At 24.9% G+C, this 23,560-nt stretch carries 23 protein-coding genes; 22 read left to right on the top strand and 1 reads right to left on the bottom strand.

The window, feature by feature from the left end:
• Window positions 1–5: 5 nt before the first annotated feature.
• The 11 genes from AYC59_RS02310 to AYC59_RS02260 all read left to right on the top strand — a co-directional run bounded on the left by AYC59_RS02310 (window position 6) and on the right by AYC59_RS02260 (window position 10,012).
• Window positions 6–356 (top strand): hypothetical protein, encoded by a 351-nt coding sequence (locus AYC59_RS02310; RefSeq protein ID WP_066894798.1) that lies wholly within the window; start codon window positions 6–8, stop codon window positions 354–356.
• Entirely contained in the window at window positions 340–786 is a 447-nt protein-coding gene (locus AYC59_RS02305) for a hypothetical protein (protein ID WP_066894796.1), read from the top strand. The genes AYC59_RS02310 and AYC59_RS02305 overlap by 17 nt, the downstream gene beginning before the upstream one ends.
• On the top strand, window positions 783–1,319 hold the full coding sequence (locus AYC59_RS02300) for a hypothetical protein (protein WP_066894794.1): 537 nt from the start codon (window positions 783–785) through the stop codon (window positions 1,317–1,319). The genes AYC59_RS02305 and AYC59_RS02300 overlap by 4 nt, the downstream gene beginning before the upstream one ends.
• Complete coding sequence (locus AYC59_RS02295) at window positions 1,312–2,292, top strand: hypothetical protein (RefSeq protein WP_066894793.1); 981 nt, start codon at window positions 1,312–1,314, stop codon at window positions 2,290–2,292. Before AYC59_RS02300 ends, AYC59_RS02295 begins: the two co-directional genes overlap by 8 nt.
• The gene (locus AYC59_RS02290) at window positions 2,264–2,761 is read left to right on the top strand and encodes a hypothetical protein (protein WP_066894791.1); all 498 of its coding nucleotides are present in this window, start codon (window positions 2,264–2,266) and stop codon (window positions 2,759–2,761) included. Before AYC59_RS02295 ends, AYC59_RS02290 begins: the two co-directional genes overlap by 29 nt.
• Window positions 2,758–3,741, top strand: coding sequence for a type II secretion system protein GspD (locus AYC59_RS02285; protein WP_066894789.1), 984 nt, complete (start codon window positions 2,758–2,760; stop codon window positions 3,739–3,741). Before AYC59_RS02290 ends, AYC59_RS02285 begins: the two co-directional genes overlap by 4 nt.
• Before the next feature lies 1 nt (window position 3,742).
• Complete coding sequence (locus AYC59_RS02280) at window positions 3,743–4,738, top strand: type II secretion system F family protein (protein ID WP_066894787.1); 996 nt, start codon at window positions 3,743–3,745, stop codon at window positions 4,736–4,738.
• A gap of 92 nt (window positions 4,739–4,830) precedes the next feature.
• Window positions 4,831–6,849 carry an SIMPL domain-containing protein gene (locus AYC59_RS02275; RefSeq protein WP_066894785.1) on the top strand — a complete coding sequence of 673 codons (2,019 nt, stop codon included), beginning with the start codon at window positions 4,831–4,833 and terminating at the stop codon, window positions 6,847–6,849.
• Window positions 6,850–6,992: 143 nt separating this feature from the next.
• Complete coding sequence (gene pflA / locus AYC59_RS02270) at window positions 6,993–7,769, top strand: pyruvate formate-lyase-activating protein (RefSeq protein ID WP_066894783.1); 777 nt, start codon at window positions 6,993–6,995, stop codon at window positions 7,767–7,769.
• A gap of 12 nt (window positions 7,770–7,781) precedes the next feature.
• Window positions 7,782–9,092, top strand: coding sequence for a branched-chain amino acid transport system II carrier protein (gene brnQ, locus AYC59_RS02265; RefSeq protein ID WP_066894781.1), 1,311 nt, complete (start codon window positions 7,782–7,784; stop codon window positions 9,090–9,092).
• Entirely contained in the window at window positions 9,092–10,012 is a 921-nt protein-coding gene (locus AYC59_RS02260) for a nucleoside hydrolase (RefSeq protein WP_066894779.1), read from the top strand. The genes brnQ and AYC59_RS02260 overlap by 1 nt, the downstream gene beginning before the upstream one ends.
• Before the next feature lie 49 nt (window positions 10,013–10,061).
• On the opposite strand, the gene AYC59_RS02255 is transcribed toward AYC59_RS02260, so the two are convergent.
• Window positions 10,062–10,814 (bottom strand): IclR family transcriptional regulator, encoded by a 753-nt coding sequence (locus AYC59_RS02255; RefSeq protein ID WP_066894777.1) that lies wholly within the window; start codon window positions 10,812–10,814, stop codon window positions 10,062–10,064.
• A gap of 169 nt (window positions 10,815–10,983) precedes the next feature.
• On the opposite strand from AYC59_RS02255, the gene AYC59_RS02250 reads away from it, so the two are divergent.
• The 11 genes from AYC59_RS02250 to trxA all read left to right on the top strand — a co-directional run bounded on the left by AYC59_RS02250 (window position 10,984) and on the right by trxA (window position 23,534).
• Window positions 10,984–13,164, top strand: a complete 2,181-nt coding sequence (locus tag AYC59_RS02250; protein WP_066894775.1) for a RelA/SpoT family protein — start codon at window positions 10,984–10,986, stop codon at window positions 13,162–13,164.
• Window positions 13,165–13,174: 10 nt separating this feature from the next.
• A complete protein-coding gene (tgt, locus tag AYC59_RS02245; RefSeq protein ID WP_066894773.1) occupies window positions 13,175–14,332 on the top strand; it encodes a tRNA guanosine(34) transglycosylase Tgt in 1,158 nt (385 codons plus the stop codon).
• Between the two features lies 1 nt (window position 14,333).
• Entirely contained in the window at window positions 14,334–15,515 is a 1,182-nt protein-coding gene (gene thiI / locus AYC59_RS02240) for a tRNA uracil 4-sulfurtransferase ThiI (protein WP_156445460.1), read from the top strand.
• A gap of 8 nt (window positions 15,516–15,523) precedes the next feature.
• The gene (locus AYC59_RS02235) at window positions 15,524–16,744 is read left to right on the top strand and encodes a YihY/virulence factor BrkB family protein (RefSeq protein ID WP_066894769.1); all 1,221 of its coding nucleotides are present in this window, start codon (window positions 15,524–15,526) and stop codon (window positions 16,742–16,744) included.
• An 8-nt stretch (window positions 16,745–16,752) separates the two neighbouring features.
• Window positions 16,753–17,766, top strand: coding sequence for a DNA recombination protein RmuC (locus tag AYC59_RS02230; RefSeq protein ID WP_066894767.1), 1,014 nt, complete (start codon window positions 16,753–16,755; stop codon window positions 17,764–17,766).
• Window positions 17,723–19,189 (top strand): 4-alpha-glucanotransferase, encoded by a 1,467-nt coding sequence (malQ, locus tag AYC59_RS02225; RefSeq protein WP_066894765.1) that lies wholly within the window; start codon window positions 17,723–17,725, stop codon window positions 19,187–19,189. The genes AYC59_RS02230 and malQ overlap by 44 nt, the downstream gene beginning before the upstream one ends.
• 2 nt (window positions 19,190–19,191) lie before the next feature.
• Window positions 19,192–20,376 carry a replication-associated recombination protein A gene (locus tag AYC59_RS02220; protein ID WP_066894762.1) on the top strand — a complete coding sequence of 395 codons (1,185 nt, stop codon included), beginning with the start codon at window positions 19,192–19,194 and terminating at the stop codon, window positions 20,374–20,376.
• Window positions 20,377–20,379: 3 nt separating this feature from the next.
• Window positions 20,380–20,838: a DMT family transporter gene (locus tag AYC59_RS02215; protein WP_066894760.1), complete on the top strand. Its 459-nt coding sequence runs from the start codon at window positions 20,380–20,382 to the stop codon at window positions 20,836–20,838.
• A 4-nt stretch (window positions 20,839–20,842) separates the two neighbouring features.
• The gene (dusA, locus tag AYC59_RS02210) at window positions 20,843–21,802 is read left to right on the top strand and encodes a tRNA dihydrouridine(20/20a) synthase DusA (RefSeq protein ID WP_066894758.1); all 960 of its coding nucleotides are present in this window, start codon (window positions 20,843–20,845) and stop codon (window positions 21,800–21,802) included.
• Between the two features lie 68 nt (window positions 21,803–21,870).
• A complete protein-coding gene (gene nox / locus AYC59_RS02205; RefSeq protein ID WP_211260002.1) occupies window positions 21,871–23,208 on the top strand; it encodes a H2O-forming NADH oxidase in 1,338 nt (445 codons plus the stop codon).
• Window positions 23,209–23,219: 11 nt separating this feature from the next.
• Window positions 23,220–23,534, top strand: a complete 315-nt coding sequence (trxA, locus tag AYC59_RS02200; protein ID WP_066894754.1) for a thioredoxin — start codon at window positions 23,220–23,222, stop codon at window positions 23,532–23,534.
• The last annotated feature ends 26 nt before the right edge of the window (window positions 23,535–23,560 follow it).

Genomic DNA, 23,560 nt, shown 5'->3' with positions numbered 1-23,560 from the left:
TTTCTATGCTACTCATACTTTTGATACCATTATCAAATACATTTATTAGTATATATAAACTAAATATTAATATAAATAAAAAAATAGAAAATAGAAGATTAGAAAAAAATATTATAGAACATATAAAGATGTTTTCTAATGAAAAGATTAATAAGCTTTCGTGCAAAAATAAAGAGTTTAAAAATATATCAGATCTTTTGATTTATTTAGACATTTCCATAAAATTTGAAAATACTAATACTAAATACAACTTAAGTATAACTCCTAATAATATGAATAGTGGGATGCTAAATGAATTTAAAGGTTATGCTATAGAGGTTAATAATGAGGAAGGAATGTATGTTCCAAAAGAATAATAAGGGGTATTTATTGCTTGAAGGTATAGTTAGTCTATTTATTTTTCTTTTGATAATATTTTTTATAAATCGATATACAGTATATATATTTAAAAATAAATTTAATATTAATGAAGACTATAATCAATTGAAAATAGAAATAGATTTTTTTGAAGAACTATATAAAACTATAAAGTTACGTGATATAGCTAGTAATGATATTAGTATAAGTGATAATAGTATAATTGTAAGAAAGCATGGAAGTTATATAAAATATGAATTTAAAAATAATGGTATATATATATCTAATTCTAAGAAAATAGATGGTAAGTATGGGAAAAATATTAAGATACTTGAATGTGATGAAGTAAAATTTTCTAATGTTAATGATCTTTTAATTGTTGATTTAGAATACAAGGGGGTTAAATTTGAGAAGGTGATAAAACTATGAAACAAAAAAATAGTGGGTTAAGTTTAATATATATATTGATAATTAGCTTTATATTCACGACTATTTCTACTTCTATAGTTATATATAATCAGTCTAAAATAAAAATATTTAATAATATATCTAGAAATTATGATTTTAAAAATGAGGTTATAAAAGATTTAAATAGAAATGAAAAGATACTTGCAAAATCTGTTTTTGATTTTGATAAGTTATCTAAAAAATTATCAACCTTATTTCTAAGTATTTCAGATATTAAAAATATAGAAATTTTAGATGATAATAGTTATTTTGATACAGGACTTACTAAAATAGAAAAAGGATATATTTTAGAACATTTAATATTTAATAATGGAGTAAGTTTGGGAGGATATAGAATAAAGTATATAGATCAAACTAGCAAAAATATATTAGATATAGGTCTTTATAAAAAAATAGGTGATTTTGAAGTATTAAAAAAGGAAAAAATAAAATTACTAAATAATAATAAAATAGTTGTTAAGGATTTAGGTTTTGATGGTGATGTTATTGGATAAGAATTTATTGGTATACATATCTAAGGAAAGTATATATTTAGAATTTGATGGTAATAATTATGTTAATTCTTATTCGGATATTAACTTTGAGTTAGAAGATATTTTTAATGAATTAAATTTGTCAAATGATATTAACATATACTTGATAGCTGATATTTGTTTTTTTAATATAGAAAATAATAAAGTACGTATAAAAAAAGAAATTTTAGATGAGTTATGTAAATTTAGAAAAAGATCAAAATTTAATAAAATATATTTAAGCCATTATTTAGAATTATTTTTATCTGAATATAATAATACTAATATTTTTATAGTATATGATGATATTTCATATATGATTAAATATAGTCATAAACTTGAAAAAATAGAAACCACAAATTTTGCTAAAAGTGATTTAGAACAGGGTCAGGATTTTCCTGACCATGTCCTTATAATATCAGAAGAAGAGGTGTGGAATAAATTAAGAACTTATGATGTCAAGTATGTGCATAGTAATTATTTGAAATATAGATTAGATATAAAAGGGATATATATATTTATTTTTATATTAGCTATAATTAATGTTATTTTTTATTTATTTATAAATAGTAAATATGATATGAATTTATTAAATACATATATAATTAAAAATACACAAATAAGTTCAGATATGAAAGATAAAATTGAAAGTTTAAATAATATGGTTGAAGAAAAAGAAAGTTATAATAATGATTTAAAAAATATATTTAAGAAACCTATATATTTAGATATAGAGCTATTTTTAAAAAGTATAGTATATGGAGTAGAATATACTGATATAGCGTATAACAAAGATAGATGGACTGTTAAAGGTAATATAGAAAATATTGATATGCTATATTCTTTTGAAAATAAATTAAAAGAAGAATACGATATAGTCTTAATAAAAGAAATAAAAGATAATAATGATAAGATAGAGTTTACCTATGAAATTGGAAATAATAAAAAAGTATAGTAAATATATTATTATAAATCTCTTAATTTTATTTTATTATGCATATAGAACATATTCAAGCTATAATGAACTTAAACAAAGAAATGATAGTATTTTATTAGAAATATCAGAACTTAATAATAATTATGAAAAATTAGAAAATAGAATTAATGTAAAAGAAAATTATGAAATTGATTTTAACGATAAATATATAGTAGGGGAAGAATTTATTAAAATGATATATGTACTTTCAAATGAATCAAAACTAAAATTAATTGATAGTTCAAGTCCTGTAGAAAAATTAAAAGACAATAAGACTACGCTTCAATATATAACTTTTAGATTTGTTGGAGATTTTAAATCTTTTTATGAGTTTATGTACTATGTATATAATACAAGTTTGTATATTGATACTACTTATACAGACATACATATATATGAAGATAATTTTGAAATTAGTATAGGATATTTAAAGGAGGAAAAAACTTGAAAAAGTTAATTATACTTTTATTGGTTATAAGTATTGTATTTCCTAAAAATAAATATATTAAAGATGAGGATATGAAGAAAGCTAAAAGTATAAGTATAGAAAAGGTAGAAAAACATGTAAATAAATCTAAACCTAAAGATAATAAAATAATTTCAGAATACAGATTACAGAATTTAAATACAAAAGATACTATAAAAAATTTAAATGGTTTATTTGATTTGGAGTTAAGGGAACTTGATAATTCTATAATTATGGTTGGTAATAAAGAAAATATATTGAAATTGAAAGAAATATTACATAAGATAGACAGAAAAAAAAGACAAGTACTTATTAAGTTAAATATTATAGATACTAGTTATAACTTATTTGATAGATTAGGTTTTAACTGGAAATTGGGATCTGCTAAGGGGGAAAATGGATATATAGCAGAATTTTTAGATAATAAATTATCCTTAGGTAGTCTATTAAATATAGGAGGTAATATTTTAGATATAAATATAGATGCTTTAAAAGAAAAAGGGGAATTAAGTGTGAAATCTACACCATCAATTTTAGTTGTAGAAGGCTCAAGTGGAGAACTTAAAATTACTGATGAGATGATAATTAATTTTGGTAATAAAGAAAATAAAGGTATTAAAAGTTATGAAGCAGGTATTATTATTAAAGTTAAACCTAAAATAGTATATAAGTCATATAATGAGTATATACAAATGGAGATATATACTGAAATAAGTAATTTTAAGTTAGGAACTAAATCAAGTAATGGCAAGTCACAAAACATACTGGAAACAGAAATGATAGTAAAGAATAATGAAAGTATATTTATAGGTGGAATTGAAAGCCAGGGATACAAAATATATCAAAATGGTGTTACAGGGTTATCAGAGATTCCTATATTTGGGACTTTTTTTAAGAAAAGAAATAATAGTAAAGAAAAAAGAAGTTTATATATAGAAATAGAATCAAGGATAATAGAATAATATGAAATTTAAACAGTATTTTATAATAAAATTAGAAAGTTTAGTAAGTGCAGATGTAGAATTAATAGAAGCCTTAAATATACTCATAAATATATTTAAAGATAGTGAAAAACAGAAAATAATTAAAATAAAAAAATTATTAGAATCAGGTAATAGTTTGGTTAGATCATTTTCTGAATTGAGTACAGATAAAGAACTTAAAATGTTTATGAAAATAGCAGAAAAAAGTGGAAATTTAAAAGAAGTTCTTAAAATATTAAAAGAAAAATATGAATTTGAGGATAATTTAAAAAAAGAAACTTTAAATATACTGATATACCCTATTATGATTTTATTATTATCAGTTATTATTCTTTTAGTAATGCTAATATTTATAGTACCTCAATTTGTTGAGATATATAAGGAAATGAATGCAGAATTACCTAAAATAACAAAAATAGTAATATATTTAAGTGAACTAATTTTTAATGAATATATCTATATTATATTTTTCTTGATTTCTATTATTTTTTTATTATTACTTATTAAGAAAAAATTTAAAGAAGAGATAGATAAATATGTTTTATACATACCATATTTTAAAAATAAGTATTTATTGGAATTTTCACAAAATATATACATATTACTTTTATCGGGCTTAGATTTAGTTGAAGCACTAAATTATAATGTTGATATTGATAATACATACTTAAGGAGAGAATATAAAAAAATAAGTGTAAAACTAAGTAAGGGTGTTAATATACATAAAACTTTCTATTCATGCCCTATATTTAATGAAGAATATGTTTCTTTTATAGAGATAGGAGAAAGAACAGGAAATCTTAAAAAAAACTTCGAATATTTAAAAAAAATATACATGGAAAAAATTACAGTAGAATCAAAAATGTTTATTAAAATCATAGAACCTTTATCTATTATTTTAATTGCCTTCTTTATTTCTATCATTATTTTTTCTATTATGTTGCCCATATTTAAGATGGGAGATAATATAATTTGACACAAAGAATTGTTTATAAAAAATTCAAATTAAAAAAAAAGAAATATAGAATATAATTAATGTATATTTAAATAAAGAATTGGAGAAGATATATGAAAAAAATATTTTTAATGCTATCTTTAATAGGAGGTATTAACTTATTAGCAAATGAGATGAGTATTAAAACTAATGCAGAATCTACTGTAGAAATAAAAGCAGATACTGCTAAAATAAATTTTTTAGTTAAAAATAAAGATAAGGACATGAAATATGCTCAAAAACAAAATAGTAATTCAATGGACTCATTTTTTAAGGAATTAAAAGAAAATGGAATTGTTTTTGATAGTGTAAGTACAGATAATTATAGATATAGTAAAATTTCTGAGACTATAGAAATTAAAAATAAAAAATTAAAGTATACAACTAATATGAATTTTACATTAAATGTTAATCCAAATGAGGCTTCAATTGTAATAGAAGCTTTAGAAAAAATAGGTGAAATATCATATAAGATAAATAAAAATGTGATAGAATTTACTATTAGTAAAGAAAGTAATAGTAAAGACACAAATCTTAAAGATATATATGCTAAAGTAAATGAATTGAAAAAACTCTTAAATAGAGATTTTAATTTTAAATTTATAGAAACTATAGAAATTGTAGAAGAAAATAGAGAAGATAAATATGAAGTGTCTACTAACTTTTCTATTAAATTAAGAAATCTTGAAAAAATAAATTTATTAGTTGCTATAGCTCAAAAGAATAATATTGATTTAGATGGAAATATTTCTTATTCAGTTTCTAATTTAAATAAGATTTATCTTGATATGTATAAGAGTTCTTATGAAAAAGCTAAAGTACGTGCTAAGTATTTATTACCAAATGAATATGTTATTAAGAATGTAAAAAATATTAGTGAAGATAGATATGTAGTAGAAAATTTAGCAAATAAAATAAATGTTGCAGCTAAAAGTGATGAATTAGATGTTTCAAGTGAAATGGTTATGTATGCAGTAGCTATGCCACAGGTAAAAAGCTTTAAATCAGCAAATATTAGTAAAGATGAAGAAGGGCCTAATTTAAAAGTTCCTACTATAGAACTTGAAAATAATTTAGAAATAGAATTTTTAGCAAGTGATAATAAAGAAAATAAAGAAAATAAAGAAAATGATAAAAAAACTAAAGTATATTCTGTAGTTAAAAGAAATGTAACTCCAGATGAAGCTCAAATTTCATTTAGTATTAATAATGTTTCTGATAAGTCATTAAAAGATGCAAGTAATGAAAATTCTAAACTTGTAAATAAGATAGGAGAAATTTTAAAACAGGCAAATATATCATATACTAAGTTTGAAACATTAAACTATGAAAGTAATAAGAAAGATAAAAAGGAATATAGATTAGAACAAGAAGGTGAAGTATTAAATGAAGCTTTAATTGTTGCTGAGATTGGCGATATAAATACAACTAACTATAAAGAATTTATATCTATACTTGAAAAAAATAATTTAGGGCTTACAAATTCTGATGGAAACTTATACATAAATATTAGAAAAACTAATAAAGGTGTAAAAGAAGCATATAATGAAGCTAACGTTGTGTTTAATAATATAAGTAAAGAACTTAATAAACTTGGAATAAGTATTAAGCTTTCTGAATATCAAAATAATAAATTAGAAAATAAAAAAGAAGTTCAAAAAAATATAACTGAATTTGAAGTTAACCATGATATGGTAATAAAAACTAAAGATTTAAAAAATCTTTCATTACTTGTATCTATACTAAGAGAATTAGGAGTTGAATTAAATTCTTTAACTTATAGTTTAGATGATATAAGTAAGTATGAAAAAGCTATATATGAAGAAGTATATAAAGATATTATGGATAAGAAAAAAGGATTAGATCAAATAGAAGATATTAAAATAGGTGAAATTAAAAATATATCTGAACTAGAAAATAAATTAGAACATAAGTTATATACTAATTTATATTATAGATATAATGATAATAAATTGAATATGTCTAAGAGTAATAGTGATATAATTAAAGATGCACAAGATAGTATAGAAAATATATATATACCACCATATACTCTAAATTTAAAAATTGAAGCTAACTTAGAAATTAGATAGATTAAAGAAGAATGTAAAATACAAATATATACCAATATTTCTTAATGATGAGGTATATATTTTTATTTTATTTCTATATTCTTGCATTATTTTAAATAAAAGGATATAATTAAAATATTAGAAAATATATAAGTGAGGTTATCATGGAAGAGAAGAAACAAGGATATATATATTCTTTTGAATCATTCGGAACAAAAGATGGACCAGGTATAAGATTTGTACTATTTTTACAAGGATGTCCTTTAAGATGTCTATATTGTCATAATGTTGATACTTGGAATAGAAAAGATTATAAAAAACTTATGAATGCAGAAGATGTATTTAAAGAAATACTAAAAGTAAGAGGATTTATAAAATCAGGAGGTGTTACCGTTTCAGGTGGTGAACCATTAGTTCAATCAGATTTTATAGTAGAATTATTCGAGTTATGTAAAAAAGAAGGTATACATACATGTATAGATACATCTGGATATATATTTACTGAGAAATCTAAAAAAGCTATTGAACTTGCTGATTTAATAATGTTAGATATTAAACATATAGATCCAGATAAGTATAAGGTATTAACATCAGTTAATTTAGCGCCTACATTAAAAATGGCAGATTATTTAGAAGAAATAAATAAACCAGTATGGTTAAGATATGTATTAGTTCCTGGATATTCTGATGATGTAGAAGATCTACATAAATGGGCACAATATTGTTCTAAATTTAAGAATGTAGAAAGGGTAGATATATTACCTTTCCATCAAATGGGTACGCCTAAATGGGATACTATGAAAAAGGAATATAAGTTAAGAGATACAAGAACTCCAGAAAAAGAAGAAATTATAAGAGCGGAGGATATATTTAAAAGTTATGGATTACCTGTATATTTAACTAATAGAGATAATACGGATTTAAAAAATAGATATAAATAGAAGTGGGGAATAATGAGGGAAAATTTAAATAAAAAAGATTTTATACAAATATGTTTTATGCTTTTTGGTATGATATTTGGAGCAGGAAATTTACTTTTTCCACCTATGCTTGGTAAATTTAGTGGAAATAATCTAACGTTAAGTATAATTGGATTTTGTATATCGGGTGTTGTGCTTCCTATACTTGGAATTATAGTTGTTATGATGCATGACAAGCTTTCTAATATTACAGATAAAGTATCTACTAAATTTACGAGTTGGTTTATAGCTATAACATATATAAGTACAGGGCCTTCTGTTGTTATACCGCGTGCAGCAACTACACCTTTTTCTATAATATTAGAGCCATATTTAGATCCTAATATTAATATATATTTAGTTAGAACTATATATACAGTTATATTTTTTGTTATAGTTTATTTTCTTTGTCTTAATCCAAGTAAGTTGGTTAATAAATTAGGGAAAATACTATCACCACTATTATTTATATTAATAGTATTCATGTTTTTAGGACTATTTTTTAAAGGTGCTGGGAATTTATTAGAAGCTCAAAATAACTATGCTAAATTTCCTTTTGTAATGGGATTTTTAGAAGGTTATAGCACTCTTGATGCAGTTAGTTCTATAAATTTTGGTATAGTTTTAACCATGAATTTAATATATAAAGGTCTTGAAGAAAAATCAGATATGCTTAGAACTACTGTAAAAGCAGGATTTATTTTAGTTTTATTAATAAGTTCTTTATATATGATGCTTGCATTTATAGGAGCTTCAACTGCTGGTATGTTTGCTAATACAACTAATGGAGCAGAAATATTAAATGAAGCAGTATTTTATATTTTTGGACCATTTGGAAGAATAATACTTTCTCTTACATTCTTAATAGCATGTTTATCTATATGTATATCAAGTTTGATATGTACTAGTGAGTATTTTAGTGAAGAGTATAAATTTTTAAGTTATAAACAATGGTTACTTATATGGATAACTATGTCATTAATACTTGCAAATTATGGATTAGATTCTATATTAGTATTTACTAAACCTATATTATATATGATTAATCCCATTGCTATTGTACTTATAATTTTAGGTATATTAGATAAATTTTTTGATGGTAATAGATTAATATATAATGCTACAATTCATACAGTTATATTTATAAGTTTATTATCTGTATTGCCTATATTAAATATTAATATTTATGTTATAAATAATATAATTAAGTATATGCCGTTTTCAAGTGTTGATATGGCTTGGGTTATTCCAACTTTTGTGGTATTTGTTGTTACAAATATATATGTTAAAATTAGGAGGATATAATGAATAGAAGACCTATAATAATTGATACAGATCCTGGAATTGATGATGCAGCTGCAATTATTGCTGCATTAAATAATAACGATAAGTTAGACATAAAATTATTTACTTCAGTATTTGGGAATGTTGATTTAGAAAAGACAACTAAAAATACTCTTAAAATATTAGAGTTTATGAATAGTGATGTACCAGTTGCAAAAGGAGCTCCTAGATCAATATTTTTTGATCCTAAAATGAATGCTTCAGATGTTCATGGTGAATCTGGTTTAGGAGGGTATGAATTACCAGAACCTACAAGAAAAGTTATGGAAAAAAATGCTGTTGAAGCAATGAAAGAAGTTTTAGAAAAATCTATAGATAAAGTTACTGTAGTAATTCTTGGAGTATCAACTAATTTAGCATTACTTTTAATACAATATCCATATTTAAAAGAAAAAATTGAGGAAGTTGTAATAATGGGAGGATCACTTTCTTTAGGAAATACTAATACAGCAGCTGAATTTAATGTATATAAAGATCCTCACGCGACTAAAATAGTTTTTGATTCTGGATTAAAAATAACAGTATTTGGATTAGATGTAACTAGAAAATGTAGAATTAGATCTAAAAGTTTAGATAAGTTAAAAACTTTTAATAAGGTGTCTAATATGTGTTACTCTATATTTAAATATTATAGAGGAGAAGGATTTGAACAAGGATTAATTATGCATGATTCTACTACAATTGCATACTTGTTAAATCCTGAAATGTTTAGATTTGAAAAAAAATATATAGATGTTGCAACTGAAGGAGCAGCAATAGGTTCTTTTGTTGCAGATTATTATACTGTTAGAAATGGAGATAAAAATCCAAATGTTAATTATGCTGTAGATGTTAATGAAGAAGAATTTGAAAGATGGTTAGTAGAAAATATATGTAAATAAAGCAAAAAGGAATTAGTTTTATTAAGACTAATTCCTTTTTATATAATATTTAATCTATTTCATATCCTAATTTTTTTGATATTTTTTTAGAAGCATCTTTTATTTTATCTATATAGAAACTTCTAGGTGTATCATCATTAAGAGGTATAGATATACTAATAGCACCAACTACTTCTTTTTTAGAATTAAATATAGGGGTACCTATACAATAAAGACCTAATTCATATTCTTCATATTCTACAGAATAACCATTTTTTCTTGTTAATTTTAAATTATCAAATAAGCTATCTACATTTATTATGGTTCTAGCTGTATATTTTATTATATCAGTTTGATCCCATATATTAAGTATATCTTCTTCACTACAATATGCAAGTATAGCCTTACCAGCAGCAGTACAGTGCATAGGTGCACGTCTACCAATTTTTGACCATTCCATAGTGTTTGAAGTATTTTCTGGTGAAAATTTATCTATATAAAGTATTTGATTACCGTCACGTATAACAAGATGTATAGTTTGATTCGTTTCAACTGCAAGTTTAGTTATATGACTTTTAGCTGGTTGAGCAAAATCTATACTTTGAACAACTCTATTTCCAACTCTAAACATTTTATATGTTAATGAATATTGTCCTTTTTTATTTTGTTTAACATAACCATTTTCCTTTAATGAATGAAGTATACGAAAAGTAGTTGTTTTATGTAATTTGCTTTTTTTGCATACTTCTGCTAAGGATAAATTATTTCCTTGAGATAATATTTCAAGAATATTCATAGCTCTATCTATTGATTGTACTAGCATTAGATGACCTCCTTTTATATAATTATATACTATTATACTTTAATTATATCTTAAATTCTATACAATTACAAGTAAAATAAAAAATTGAAATATATATTGAAGTAGCTGGAAATTTTAGTGTAAATATGTTAAAATTTAATCACTTATTCTGAAATGCGAGGTTTGAATTATGGAACTTATGACAGGTAATGAAATTTTTGAAAAGATGAAAGAAGAAATATTATTAAATCATAAAGAGTTAGATATAAAAAAAATAGAGGAAGCCTATACTTTGGCTAAAGAATCACATATGGGACAACTTAGAAAAAGTGGAGAAGAATATATAGTTCATCCACTAGAAGTTGCCAATATTTTACTTAATCTTAGAATGGATACGGATACTATAGTTGCAGGTATACTTCATGATGTTGTAGAAGATACTATGATTACTTTATCAGATATAGAATATAGTTTTGGAAGTGATGTGTCAAATTTAATTTATGGAGTTACTAAACTAAGAAATTTACCCAAAAGTAGTGGTAAAAAAATAGAAAATATTAGAAAAATGGTTGTTGCAATGTCAGAAGATGTTAGGGTTGTAATAATTAAACTTGCTGATAGATTACATAATATGAGAACTTTAAAATTTCAAACACCTGAAAAGCAAATAGAAAAATCAAAAGAAACACAAGATGTTTTTGCACCTATAGCACATAGGATAGGTATGGGAAAGATTAAATCTGAACTTGAAGATTTAGCCTTTTATTATTTAAATAATCAAGCATATTCAGAAATAAAAAATTTAGTAAGTACTAAACAAGAAGAAAGACAAAGATATATAGCAGATATAATTTCTATGATAGAAACAGAATTAAAGAATAATAATATTAAAGTTGTTGTAAATGGAAGACCTAAACATTTATATAGTATTTATAGAAAAATGAAGGAAAAAGATAAAAAATTTGCAGATCTTATGGATCTTACTGCAATTAGAGTTATAACTGAAAGAGAAGTAGATTGTTATTCTGTTCTTGGAATAGCACATTCAATGTTTGAACCTGTCTCAGGAAGATTTAAAGACTATATTGCAGCTCCTAAATCTAATGGTTATCAATCTATACATACAACAGTAAAGGGTCCTGAAGGTCAAATAATAGAAATACAAATTAGAACAGAGCAGATGCATCTGATAGCTGAAGAAGGGGTAGCAGCTCATTGGAAATATAAGGAAAAGAAAAATAAAGATAAAAATGAGAAGTATTATGCTGCAGTAAAGAAAATTATAGAATCAAATCAGACAGAAATAGATGATAATTTTGCTAAAGAAGTAACTGTAAATATACTTAAAAAAACTATATTTGTATTTACTCCTAAAGGAGATGTTGTAGAATTACAAGCAGGTTCTACAGTTCTTGATTTTGCTTTCCAAGTTCATACTCAAATAGGTTATAGAACTATAGGAGCTAAAGTAAATGATAGGATAGTAACTTTAGATTATGTAGTTGAAAATGGAGATAAAATAGAAATTTTAACATCTAAAACAGCTAAAGGACCTGGAAGTGATTGGATAAATATAGTAACTAATCCAAGTTCTAAATCTAAAATAAAAAAATGGTTTAAAGATAGAGAATTTGAAACTAAGTCTCAAGAAGGTCAAGTTCTTGTAACTGATGCTTTTCTTAAAATAGGACTTAAATTTAAAGAATATGAAGAAGATGAAAGAGTTTTATTATATATGAAAAAATATAATTTAAATAATCTTTCACAACTATATTATAAATTTGCAACTTTTGAATTATCACTTGATACATTCATATCTAAGTTTGAACAAAAAGATGTTCAGAGTATAGAAGAAACTATACAAGAGGAAACAGATAAAGGGAATGCAAAATTAAGTAATAAGAAAAATTTAGGAATAAAAGTTACAGGAAGTGAAAATACTTTATTTAACTTTGCTAAATGTTGTTCACCCTTACCAGGAGATGATATAGACGGATTTGTTACTCGTGGAAGAGGTATAGTTATACATAGAAAAGATTGTAAGAATATGATTAAATTAATAGAAAATGAACCAGAACGTAGAATTGAAGTTTTATGGGATGAAAAGGTCATAAGTGAAACAAATGTTAAATATCAAGTTAATTTCACTATTAAAACTTATGGTAGACAGGGTCTTTTAATGGATATAATGAGGATATTAGGGGAATATAAAATGGACTTAACAGGAGTTAACACAACAAATACTAAAGAAGACGGAAAAGAAGTAGGGATGCTAACTTTAAGTATTTTAGTAAGAAAAAAAGAAGACTTTGAAAAATTAGTAAAACATTTAACATCTATGCGTGAAATAATAAGTATCATTAGAAAGTAGAGAGGAAAAAATGGAAAAACCTATTAAATATACAAAACAATATAGTGATGGTAATGCAAGAGCAGGTGTTATAGAAACACCTCACGGTATAATACATACACCTATATTTATGCCAGTGGGAACACAGGCTACAGTTAAAACTATGACACCTGAAGAATTAAATGAAATGGGAGCTGAAATTATACTTGGTAATACATATCATTTATACTTAAGACCAGGAGATGAATTAATAGCTAAATTTGGTCATTTACAAAAATTTATGAATTGGAATAAGCCTATGCTTACAGACAGTGGAGGATTTCAAATATTTTCTTTAGGAGCTTTAAGAAAGATAAAAGAAGAAGGTGCATATTTTAGATCACACTTAGATGGGTCTAAACACTTTATATCTCCTGAAAAATCAATAGAAATACAAAATAATTTAGGTTCAGATATTATGATGGTATTAGATGAATGCCCACCAGGACTTTCAAGTAGAGAATATCTAATACCTTCTATAGAAAGAACAACACGTTGGGCTAAAAGATGTATAGAGGCGAATAAAAATCCAGAAAAACAAGGGTTATTTGCTATAGTTCAAGGTGGAATTTATGAAGATTTAAGAGATAAATCATATACTGAATTATTTGAAATGGATGATAATTTTTCAGGATATGCTATAGGAGGACTTGCAGTTGGTGAGCCTCGTGAAGATATGTATAGAATATTAGCATATACTACACCTAAATTACCTGAAAATAAGCCGAGATATCTAATGGGAGTAGGAGAACCACTTGATATGCTTGAAGCAATAGAACATGGTGTTGATATGATGGATTGTGTTCATCCTTCAAGAATTGGGAGACATGGTACGGTATTTACAAAATATGGAAGACTTGTAATAAAAAATAAGGAATATGAATATGATGATAGACCTTTAGATGTTGCGGATAATTACGTTTGTAGAAACTATACAAGAGCATATATAAGACATTTATTTAAAGCAGATGAAGTTTTAGGTCAAAGACTTGCAACTTATCATAATTTATGGTTTTTATTAAATCTTATGCGTGAGGCACGTGAAGCTATAATACAAGGAAGATTTAAAGAATTTAAAGAAGAATTTATAGCTAATTATACTCAAGGTAAAAATTCAGACTGGATTAAAGCTAAAAAGATAGGTGAATAATATGATAGAGTTAAATAAGATAAATGCGATAGGATTAGGTTATGGTGAACTTGCTTTAAAGGGTAAAAATAGAGGAGTTTTTGAATCTAATATTAAGCAAAGAATAATGAATAAAATTAAAAACTATGATGCAGATCTTATAAATGATATGTCTAAACTTTATGTTTATACTAATGATACTAACATTGAAGGATTAATAAGTGATTTAAAAAAAGTTTTTGGTATTAATAATATGAATTTTTCTGTTAGAGTAAATACTAATGAAAAAGAAATTAAAGAAAAAATTCTTGAAATAGCAAATGATTTATACTTAAAAGGGTGTAGAACTTTTAAAGTTGAAGTTAATAGAGGTAATAAAAAATTTGAAAAGAACTCTATGGATTTTGCAAAAGAATTAGGAGCACATATATTAATTAATTCAGAATTTACAAAAGTATCTATGAAAGATTATGATGTTTTAATAAGTTTAGATATTAGAGAAAATACATATATATATACTGAAAAAATTAGTAGTTATGGAGGATTACCTTTAGGATCTGCAGGTAATGGACTTTCTTTAATATCTGGAGGGATAGATTCTCCAGTTGCATCATTTTTAATGGCAAAGCGTGGACTTAAACTTGATTTTGTAACTTTCCATTCTTTTCCTTTTACATCAGAACAGGCTTTAATTAAAATTGAAGAATTAGTTACTATATTAAAGGAATATAATTTAAAATCTAAATTTTATACTTTAAATATTTTAAAAATACAGCAAGCAATTAATCAAGAAACTAATAAAGCGTACGCTACTATACTTACAAGACGTGCTATGATGAGACTTGCACAAAAAATTGCAAAAGAAAATAATCTATCTGCCCTTGTAACTGGGGAAAGTTTAGGTCAAGTTGCATCTCAAACATTAGAAGGATTGAATTGTACTAATGAATGTGTAAAAGATATGGTTGTATTTAGACCTTTAATAGGTATGGATAAAATAGAAATAATAGAACTTGCTCGTGAAATAGGGACTTATGAAAAGTCTATAGAACCACATGAAGATTCATGTAGTATGTTTGCACCTCGTCATCCTAATACTAAACCTACAATAGAAAAAGTATTAGAAGAAGAGGCTAAAATAGAAAACTATGATGAAATATTAGATGAAATATATAAAGAAAAGAAAACAATAATAGTTAAATAGGGGGGGATATGGAAAAATATTTTAATAAGATTGTTAAGATATCAAAAATTTTCATAAAAAACTATTTTTCATCTGATTTATCACTACTTGCTTCAAATTTAACATATATGATGCTACTTACAATATTTCCTTTTTTTGCAATAGTTTTAGGAATAAGTAAGGGATTTGGATTAGATGAAATAATATTAAAACAACTCACATCTTTAGTAAATCAAAATGAAACAATGTTAAACTATGTTATAGATGTTACCAATAATATAATTAATACAGCAAAGGGTGGAATACTTACAGGACTTGGAGTAATAATTTTAGTTTATTCAGTAATTAGTATGCTAAATTTACTTGAAGATACTTTTAATAATATATGGAATGTTAAAGATAGGAGAAGTTATAAGGATAAATTAATTAGCTATATAGCTATAGTATTTATAGCGCCTTTATTTATATTTTTAATTATTGCATCAAGTTCATTTATACTTAATATATTAATGAAGTATTTTGGGAATATACCATTTATAGCGCAAATAACAGTTAAAATATTAAATGGTCTATTAAGTATAATATTTATTTTAGGAGTGTTTGTGTTAATACCTAATAAAAGAGTTCAATTTATACCAGCGCTTATAGGAAGTATATTAACATATGTAGGATTAATAATAACATATAACCTATATATGTTATTACAAATAAGCATTAGTAATTATAATTTAATTTATGGATCATTAGCTTTTGTTCCGATATTTTTGATTTGGATTAAGTATGTTTGGACAGTTATTTTAATAGGTTCTCAAATTACATATAGTATACAAACTTCAAGAGAATTCGTTGAAGAAAGACATACTCTTTCTCTATCATCTCAAAAAAGATTAGGACTATATCTTATGTATATATTAATAGAGAGATTTGAAAATGATGAAGATCCTTATACAATAACTGATTTAAAAATAAGGACAAGTCTTCCTAAATCTGTAATAAGAGAAGGGATAAGGATTCTTCAGAGTTTAGTTTTAATAAATGAAGTATTTGATAGTAAATTAAATGTTACATATTATCAAATTAATAAGAATCCTGATGTATTAAATGTTGAAACTTTAAATAATATGATAGAGGGTTATTCAATTGATGACAATGAGATTTATTCATTGATGAATGATGATAAAAAAGGAGAATATGATAGAATAATTAATGAGATTATATTTGAAAATAAAAAACTGGTTAAGGACATTTAGGTGATAATATGATTTATTTATTAATTATCTTAATGATTTTAATCATATTTATTCTAATGTATTTAATTATTTTATTAAAAACAGCTAAATATGATAAAAATGATATTTTAAATATTCTTTTTGATAATAAGGAAAAGTTAACTAAAGATATAAATGAATTTAAAAGTGATATTAAAAATGATAATTTTAAATATAATAATCATATTAATGTTACATTACAGTCTTTTGTGTCAAAAATGGCTAAAATTGATGAAGCTCAAAAAAATATTGAGAAGTTAACTGATGAAACTTTAAGTTTACAAAAAATATTATCGGACAAAAAGAGTAGAGGTGTATTTGGTGAACAAAGATTAGAGCAAGTGCTTGATTATATATATCAAGATACTAATCTTTATGTAAGGCAGTATAAATTTAGTACTGGAACTATAGCAGATGCTGTTGTATTTCTAAATAAAAATTTAAAAAAGATTGCTATAGATTCTAAATTTCCTCTTGAAAACTATAATAAATATTTAGAAAGTAAACAATCAGAATATAAAAGGGAATTTATAAAAAATGTAAAAAAACATATAGATGATATAGCGACTAAATACATAATAGAAGGTGAAACAATAAATCAAGCTATAATGTTTATACCTAGTGAAACAATATTTTATGATATATATACAAATTATGAGGAATTATTGAATTATGCTTATTCAAAAAGAGTTTGGATATGTTCACAAACTAATCTAATGATATATATATCAACCATACAATTTGTTAATACAGAGAATATAAAAAGAGAAAATTCAGAGTATATTTTAAAAGAGTTAGTTAAATTTTCAGATGAATTTGTAAGATATGAAAAAAGATGGAATGATTTAAGTAGAGATTTTAATAAGTTAAGCAAAGATTTTGAAAATTTATCAATTACAAGTGATAAAATAAATAAAGAATTTGAGAAAATAAAAAATTTAAATATTAAGGAGATTGAATATGAGAAAAGCAGGGATTTTATTACATCCAACTTCTCTGACTAGTAGAGAAGGTATAGGAACTCTTGGGAGTCAAGCCTATAGATTTGTTGAATTTTTAAATAAATCAAATCAAAAATTATGGCAAATATTTCCTTTAGGACCAACTGGTTATGGAGATTCACCATATCAATGTTTTTCAGCTTTTGCTGGAAACCCATATCTTATTGATTTAGAAACTTTAGTAAATGAAGGACTTTTAGATGAAGAAGTTTTAAATACATATTTTGGAGAAAATAAAGAAACTATAGAATATGGATTAATATATGAAAATAAGTTACCTTTATTAAGAAGAGCATTTTCAAAATTTAATATTGATAATGTAGATTTTAATAAATTTGTTAGTGAAAATTCATACTGGCTTGATAATTATGCTTTATTTTCATCTTTGAAATCACATTTTGGTGGAATTTCATGGCAAGAATGGCCAACTGAATTTAAAAATAGAGATGAAGAAGCTATCAATAATATCAAAAAAGAACTAGTAGATGAGATTAATTATCAAAAGTTTTTACAATTTAAGTTTTATGAACAATGGAGTAAATTAAAGAATTATGCTAATGCAAATGGAATAGAAATAATAGGAGATATACCTATATTTGTATCTATGGATTCTGCTGATGCTTGGTCAAATCCAGAAATATTCCTATTTGATAAAGATAGAAATCCTGTGAAAGTAGCAGGGGTTCCACCTGATTATTTCTCAGCAACAGGTCAATTATGGGGAAATCCATTATTTAATTGGGAAGCATTAAGAAAAACTGAATATTCATGGTGGATAGACAGAGTTCGTGCTAACCTTTCTTTATACGACATAATAAGAATAGATCATTTTAGAGGGTTTGAATCTTATTGGGCTATAAATTATGGTGAGGAAACAGCAATTAATGGTGTTTGGGAAAAAGGACCTGGTATGGAATTGTTTAATAAAATAAAAGAAAAATTAGGTGATATAAATATAATTGCTGAGGATTTAGGAACTTTAACAGACGAAGTAATAGATTTAAGAAATGAATCAGGTTTCCCAGGAATGAGAATATTACAATTTGCATTTGATAAAGATCCAGAAAATGATTACCTTCCTCATAATTATGATAAAAATACTGTTGTTTATACAGGAACTCATGATAATGATACAACTAACTCTTGGTATTTTAAATTAAATGATGAAGAAAAGGGAGAAGTTAGAGATTATTTAAATATAAATGATGATTCATACATAGTGTATTCTTTAATAAGATTAGCTTTAAGATCAGTTGCTGAAATAGCTATAATTCCTATGCAAGATTATTTAAATTTAGGAGAATTTTCAAGAATGAATACACCAGGACTTGCTTCAGGAAATTGGCAATGGAGATTAGGAGAGGGAATGTTAACTGATGAATTATCTCAAAATATAGCACATATTACTAAAATTTATGGTAGATAGAAATGAATATATTTAATTATGATAAAATTCCTTTGTCACATAAGTATAGACCAAGTAGTATAAATGATTTTCTTGGGCAAGAAAAGGTAAAAAAAATAATAAAACCATTTCTTGAAAAAGGTAAAATGATAAGTTCTATATTTTATGGACCAAGTGGTACGGGTAAAACGACACTTGCTAAAATTATTGCTGAAAGTTTAGGATATAACTATATATATTTAAATGCAATAAAGTCTTCAAAAACAGAAGTTAAAGAAATACTTGAAAAGGTTGAAAATAATGTAGAGAAAACTCTGATATTTTTTGATGAAATACATAGATTTAATAAACTTCAACAAGATACTTTTTTAGAAGATTTAGAAAATGGTAATGTTATATTAATAGGAGCTACTACAGAAAATCCTTACTATTCTTTAAATAAGGCATTACTTTCAAGAATGATAGTATTTAATTTTGAAAAATTATCTGAAGATAATATATTTGAACTACTGTTAAAAATAAGACAGGAAGAAAATATAACTGTAAAAGATGAAGTTTTAAGATTTTTAAGTACTATTTCAGATGGTGATGCAAGGGTTGGAATAAATTATTTAGAAACCATTATTACAGCAGATTTTCTTGATAAAAGTATTGAGGAATTATCTGAGTTACTTAATGTAAAAGTATTTGCTGATAGATATGATGCAATTTCAGCTATGATAAAATCAGTAAGAGGTTCAGATCCTGATGCTGCCCTTTATTGGATGTCTAAATTATTACTTGGTGGTGAAGATCCTATGTATGTTGCAAGGCGTTTAGTTATTCTTGCTAGTGAAGATATAGGACTTGCAAATCCTGATGCAATAGTTATTGCGACTAGTTGTTTAAAAGCAGTAAGCGAAATAGGTATGCCAGAATCAAGGATAATACTTTCTGAGTGTGCTATATACTTAGCTTTATCTCCTAAAAGTAATAGTGCTTACAAGGCGGTAAATTTAGCTTTTGAAGAAATTACGAATAACGGAGCACAAGAGGTACCGTATCATTTAACAAAAGCAGGATCAGATAAATATATTTATCCACATGATTATGAAAATAACTATATTAAACAAAAATATATTAATAAAAAAGTAAAATTATATATTCCAGGAGATAACAAGTTTGAAAATAGGATGAGTGATATTTGGGATAAAATAAGAAAGGAATAAAATATGCAAAACACAAATTATTTATTTTTTGTTATACTTACAATAATTGCAGGTATAATAGTAACTATTCAAGGACCGGTAAATGTAGAATTAGGGAAGTCTTTTGGTAATCAATACTGGGCTACAGTTGGAACATTCGTTGTTGGAGGAATATTTTTAATTATTTATTCTTTAGTTACTAAACAAACATTACCTAATTTATCAGAATTAGGACATCCAGTTAATTGGTGGAAATTATTAGGAGGAATATTAGGAGCTATTTATGTTTTATCTGTAATAATTTGTATACCACAATTAGGTGTAGGTACTGCAACAGTATTATTAATGTTTTCACAACTTGGTACAGCTATGATATTTGACCATTATGGATTATTTGGTTATGAAGTAAGACCTTTTGATATTTATAGATTAATTGGAATTGCTTTAATGGCTGTAGGAATATATTTGATAAATAAGAAGTAGAATTATGAAATACAATGTAACACTTGCACCTATGGTTGATAGAACTGATATTCATTTTAGAAATTTTTTAAGAATGATTAATAAAGACATTACTCTTTATACAGAGATGATAACAACTCCTGCAATACTTAATGGAGATGTAAATAGATTATTGAAAAAAAATAAAAATGAAAATCCTATAGTTTTACAAATTGCAACTTCTAGTCTTGAAGAATTGAAAAGAGCTTGTGAATATATTAAAGATTTTGATTATGATGAAATAAATATAAATGCAGGTTGTCCTTCGGATAGAGTCTCAAATTATAAAATGGGTGCTTATCTTATGAGTGAGCCATATTTAGTAAAAGATATGATAAATGTTATAAAAGAAAATACGGGCAAAAAAGTTAGTGTTAAACATAGAATAGGTATAGATGGTAAGGGTGTATTAGAAAATGATAGAATCATAGATTCATATGAAGAATTGTTAGACTTTGTAGATATAATTAAAGCTGATAAATATATAGTACATTCAAGAATAGCTATATTAAAGGGACTAAGTCCTAAAGAAAATAGAGAAATACCACCTTTAGATTATAATATGGTATATAATTTAAAAAAAGATAGACCTAATTTAGATATCGAAATTAATGGAGGGATAAAAACTATAGATGATATTATTAAACATCATAGTTATGTAGATTCTGTAATGATAGGTAGAGCTTTATATGATAATCCTATGTTAGCTAATGAAATAAATAAACTTAACGGTACTAAAATTAAAAAATATGAAGAAATTTTAGAAGAGATGTTCCATTATTTGGAATCGATGAATGAAAAAGAACATTACTTTCTAAGACATACATTAGGATTATTTTATAACACTAGGTATAGTAAAATATGGAAGAAGTATATAGGGAATAGTCATGTAAAAAAAGAAAATGTATTAGAATTTTTAAATTTATATAAGGGGTCACCACTATGACCCCTTGAAAATTAAAAACTTATAGGGTAAAATAAAAATATAATTAAAAGATACATATGGAGGTAGGTATGAAGGTAGTAGTAGTTGGAGCAAATCACGCAGGAACTGCAACGATTAACACAATTTTATCAAATTATCCTGGAACAGAAGTTACAGTTTTTGATAAAAATAGTAACATTAGTTTTTTAGGGTGTGGGATGGCATTATGGATTGGAAATCAAATTGATGGTGCAGAAGGTTTATTTTATTCTAATAAAGAAAAATTAGAATCAGCAGGTGCTAAGGTTTATATGCAAACAGAAGTTACAGGAGTAGATCTTGATAAAAAAGTTGTATATGCTAAAAATATAGTCGATGGAACTGAATATGCTGAAAGTTATGATAAAGTAATTTTATCAACAGGTTCTTTACCTATAGATTTAAATTTACCTGGAAGAGAATTAAATAATGTTCAATTCGTTAAACTTTATCAAAATGCTGCAGAAGTAATAGAAAAAATGAAAGATCCAACAATTAAACATGTAACAGTTGTTGGTGCAGGTTATATAGGAGTAGAACTTGCAGAAGCATTTAAGAGAAATGGAAGAGAAGTAAGACTAGTAGATTCAAGTACTGATTGCTTATCAACATATTATGATAAAGAATTTAGAGAAAAAATGAATGAAACTTTAAAAGAACATGGAATTGAATTATCATTTGGTGAATTATTAAAAGAAATTAAAGGAACAGATGGTAAAGTATCAGGAATTGTTACGGATAAATCTGAATATCAAACTGATATGGTAATATTATGTGTTGGATTTAGACCTAATACAGACTTATTAAAAGGTCAATTAGAAACATTTAGAAATGGAGCATACCTAGTAGATAAAACTCAAAAAACAAGTAGAGATGATGTATACGCTATAGGTGATTGTGCTACAGTATATGATAATGCTATAGAAAATACTAACTATATTGCACTTGCAACAAATGCTGTTAGATCAGGAGTTATAGCTGCACATAATGTTTGTGGAACTCACTTAGAAACAGTAGGAGTTCAAGGATCAAATGGTATATCTATTTATGGATTAAACATGGTATCTACTGGACTTTCAGAAGAAAATGCTAAAAGATATGGATATGAAGTATTATCAACTTCATTTACAGATGTTCAAAAACCTGAATTTATGAAAACTGAAAACGAAGAAGTTACAGTAAAAATAGTTTATGATGCAAAAACAAGAAGAATATTAGGAGCACAAATGGCTTCTAAATTAGATATATCTTTAGGATTACATGTGTTCTCACTTGCAATCCAAGAAAAAGTTACTATAGATAAATTTAAATTATTAGATATATTCTTCTTACCGCACTTTAACAAACCATATAACTACTACACAATGGCTGCCTTAAGTGCAAAATAAAGGAGGAAAAAATGAGTAAAGTATTACATTTAGAAAATAATGTTGATTTTGATGGATTAAAAAATGAAGGGCTAGTTTTAGTTGATTTCTTTGCTACATGGTGCAGACCTTGTCAAATGTTAGGTCCAGTACTTGATGAATTAAGTGAGGAAGTAAATTACAAAATAGTTAAAGTTGATGTAGATCAATTCCCTGATATTGCAGCAACATATTCAGTTAGAAGTATACCAACTTTATTATTATTCAATAATGGAGAATTAAAAATGACTGAAATGGGATACAAATCAAAAGCTGAGTTAATAGCTTTAGTTAATACAAATAAATAAATATATTAGAGGCTGTTGCAATTCAC

The organism is Pseudostreptobacillus hongkongensis (genome assembly GCF_001559795.1).
Lineage (GTDB): Bacteria > Fusobacteriota > Fusobacteriia > Fusobacteriales > Leptotrichiaceae > Pseudostreptobacillus > Pseudostreptobacillus hongkongensis.
The sequence above is the reverse complement of the archived record's forward strand: the minus strand, read 5'-3'. Positions and strand labels throughout refer to the sequence as shown.

Excerpts from the sequence above, each read along its gene's own strand:
- AYC59_RS02310 (WP_066894798.1), top strand. The coding sequence starts at position 6 with ATGCTACTCATACTTTTGATACCATTATCAAATACATTTATTAGTATA.
- AYC59_RS02305 (WP_066894796.1), top strand. The coding sequence starts at position 340 with ATGTTCCAAAAGAATAATAAGGGGTATTTATTGCTTGAAGGTATAGTT.
- AYC59_RS02300 (WP_066894794.1), top strand. The coding sequence starts at position 783 with ATGAAACAAAAAAATAGTGGGTTAAGTTTAATATATATATTGATAATT.
- AYC59_RS02290 (WP_066894791.1), top strand. The coding sequence starts at position 2,264 with ATGAAATTGGAAATAATAAAAAAGTATAGTAAATATATTATTATAAAT.
- AYC59_RS02280 (WP_066894787.1), top strand. The coding sequence starts at position 3,743 with ATGAAATTTAAACAGTATTTTATAATAAAATTAGAAAGTTTAGTAAGT.
- AYC59_RS02275 (WP_066894785.1), top strand. The coding sequence starts at position 4,831 with ATGAAAAAAATATTTTTAATGCTATCTTTAATAGGAGGTATTAACTTA.
- pflA (WP_066894783.1), top strand. The coding sequence starts at position 6,993 with ATGGAAGAGAAGAAACAAGGATATATATATTCTTTTGAATCATTCGGA.
- brnQ (WP_066894781.1), top strand. The coding sequence starts at position 7,782 with ATGAGGGAAAATTTAAATAAAAAAGATTTTATACAAATATGTTTTATG.
- AYC59_RS02260 (WP_066894779.1), top strand. The coding sequence starts at position 9,092 with ATGAATAGAAGACCTATAATAATTGATACAGATCCTGGAATTGATGAT.
- AYC59_RS02255 (WP_066894777.1), bottom strand. The coding sequence starts at position 10,814 with ATGCTAGTACAATCAATAGATAGAGCTATGAATATTCTTGAAATATTA.
- AYC59_RS02250 (WP_066894775.1), top strand. The coding sequence starts at position 10,984 with ATGGAACTTATGACAGGTAATGAAATTTTTGAAAAGATGAAAGAAGAA.
- tgt (WP_066894773.1), top strand. The coding sequence starts at position 13,175 with ATGGAAAAACCTATTAAATATACAAAACAATATAGTGATGGTAATGCA.
- thiI (WP_156445460.1), top strand. The coding sequence starts at position 14,334 with ATGATAGAGTTAAATAAGATAAATGCGATAGGATTAGGTTATGGTGAA.
- AYC59_RS02235 (WP_066894769.1), top strand. The coding sequence starts at position 15,524 with ATGGAAAAATATTTTAATAAGATTGTTAAGATATCAAAAATTTTCATA.
- AYC59_RS02230 (WP_066894767.1), top strand. The coding sequence starts at position 16,753 with ATGATTTATTTATTAATTATCTTAATGATTTTAATCATATTTATTCTA.
- malQ (WP_066894765.1), top strand. The coding sequence starts at position 17,723 with ATGAGAAAAGCAGGGATTTTATTACATCCAACTTCTCTGACTAGTAGA.
- AYC59_RS02220 (WP_066894762.1), top strand. The coding sequence starts at position 19,192 with ATGAATATATTTAATTATGATAAAATTCCTTTGTCACATAAGTATAGA.
- AYC59_RS02215 (WP_066894760.1), top strand. The coding sequence starts at position 20,380 with ATGCAAAACACAAATTATTTATTTTTTGTTATACTTACAATAATTGCA.
- dusA (WP_066894758.1), top strand. The coding sequence starts at position 20,843 with ATGAAATACAATGTAACACTTGCACCTATGGTTGATAGAACTGATATT.
- nox (WP_211260002.1), top strand. The coding sequence starts at position 21,871 with ATGAAGGTAGTAGTAGTTGGAGCAAATCACGCAGGAACTGCAACGATT.
- trxA (WP_066894754.1), top strand. The coding sequence starts at position 23,220 with ATGAGTAAAGTATTACATTTAGAAAATAATGTTGATTTTGATGGATTA.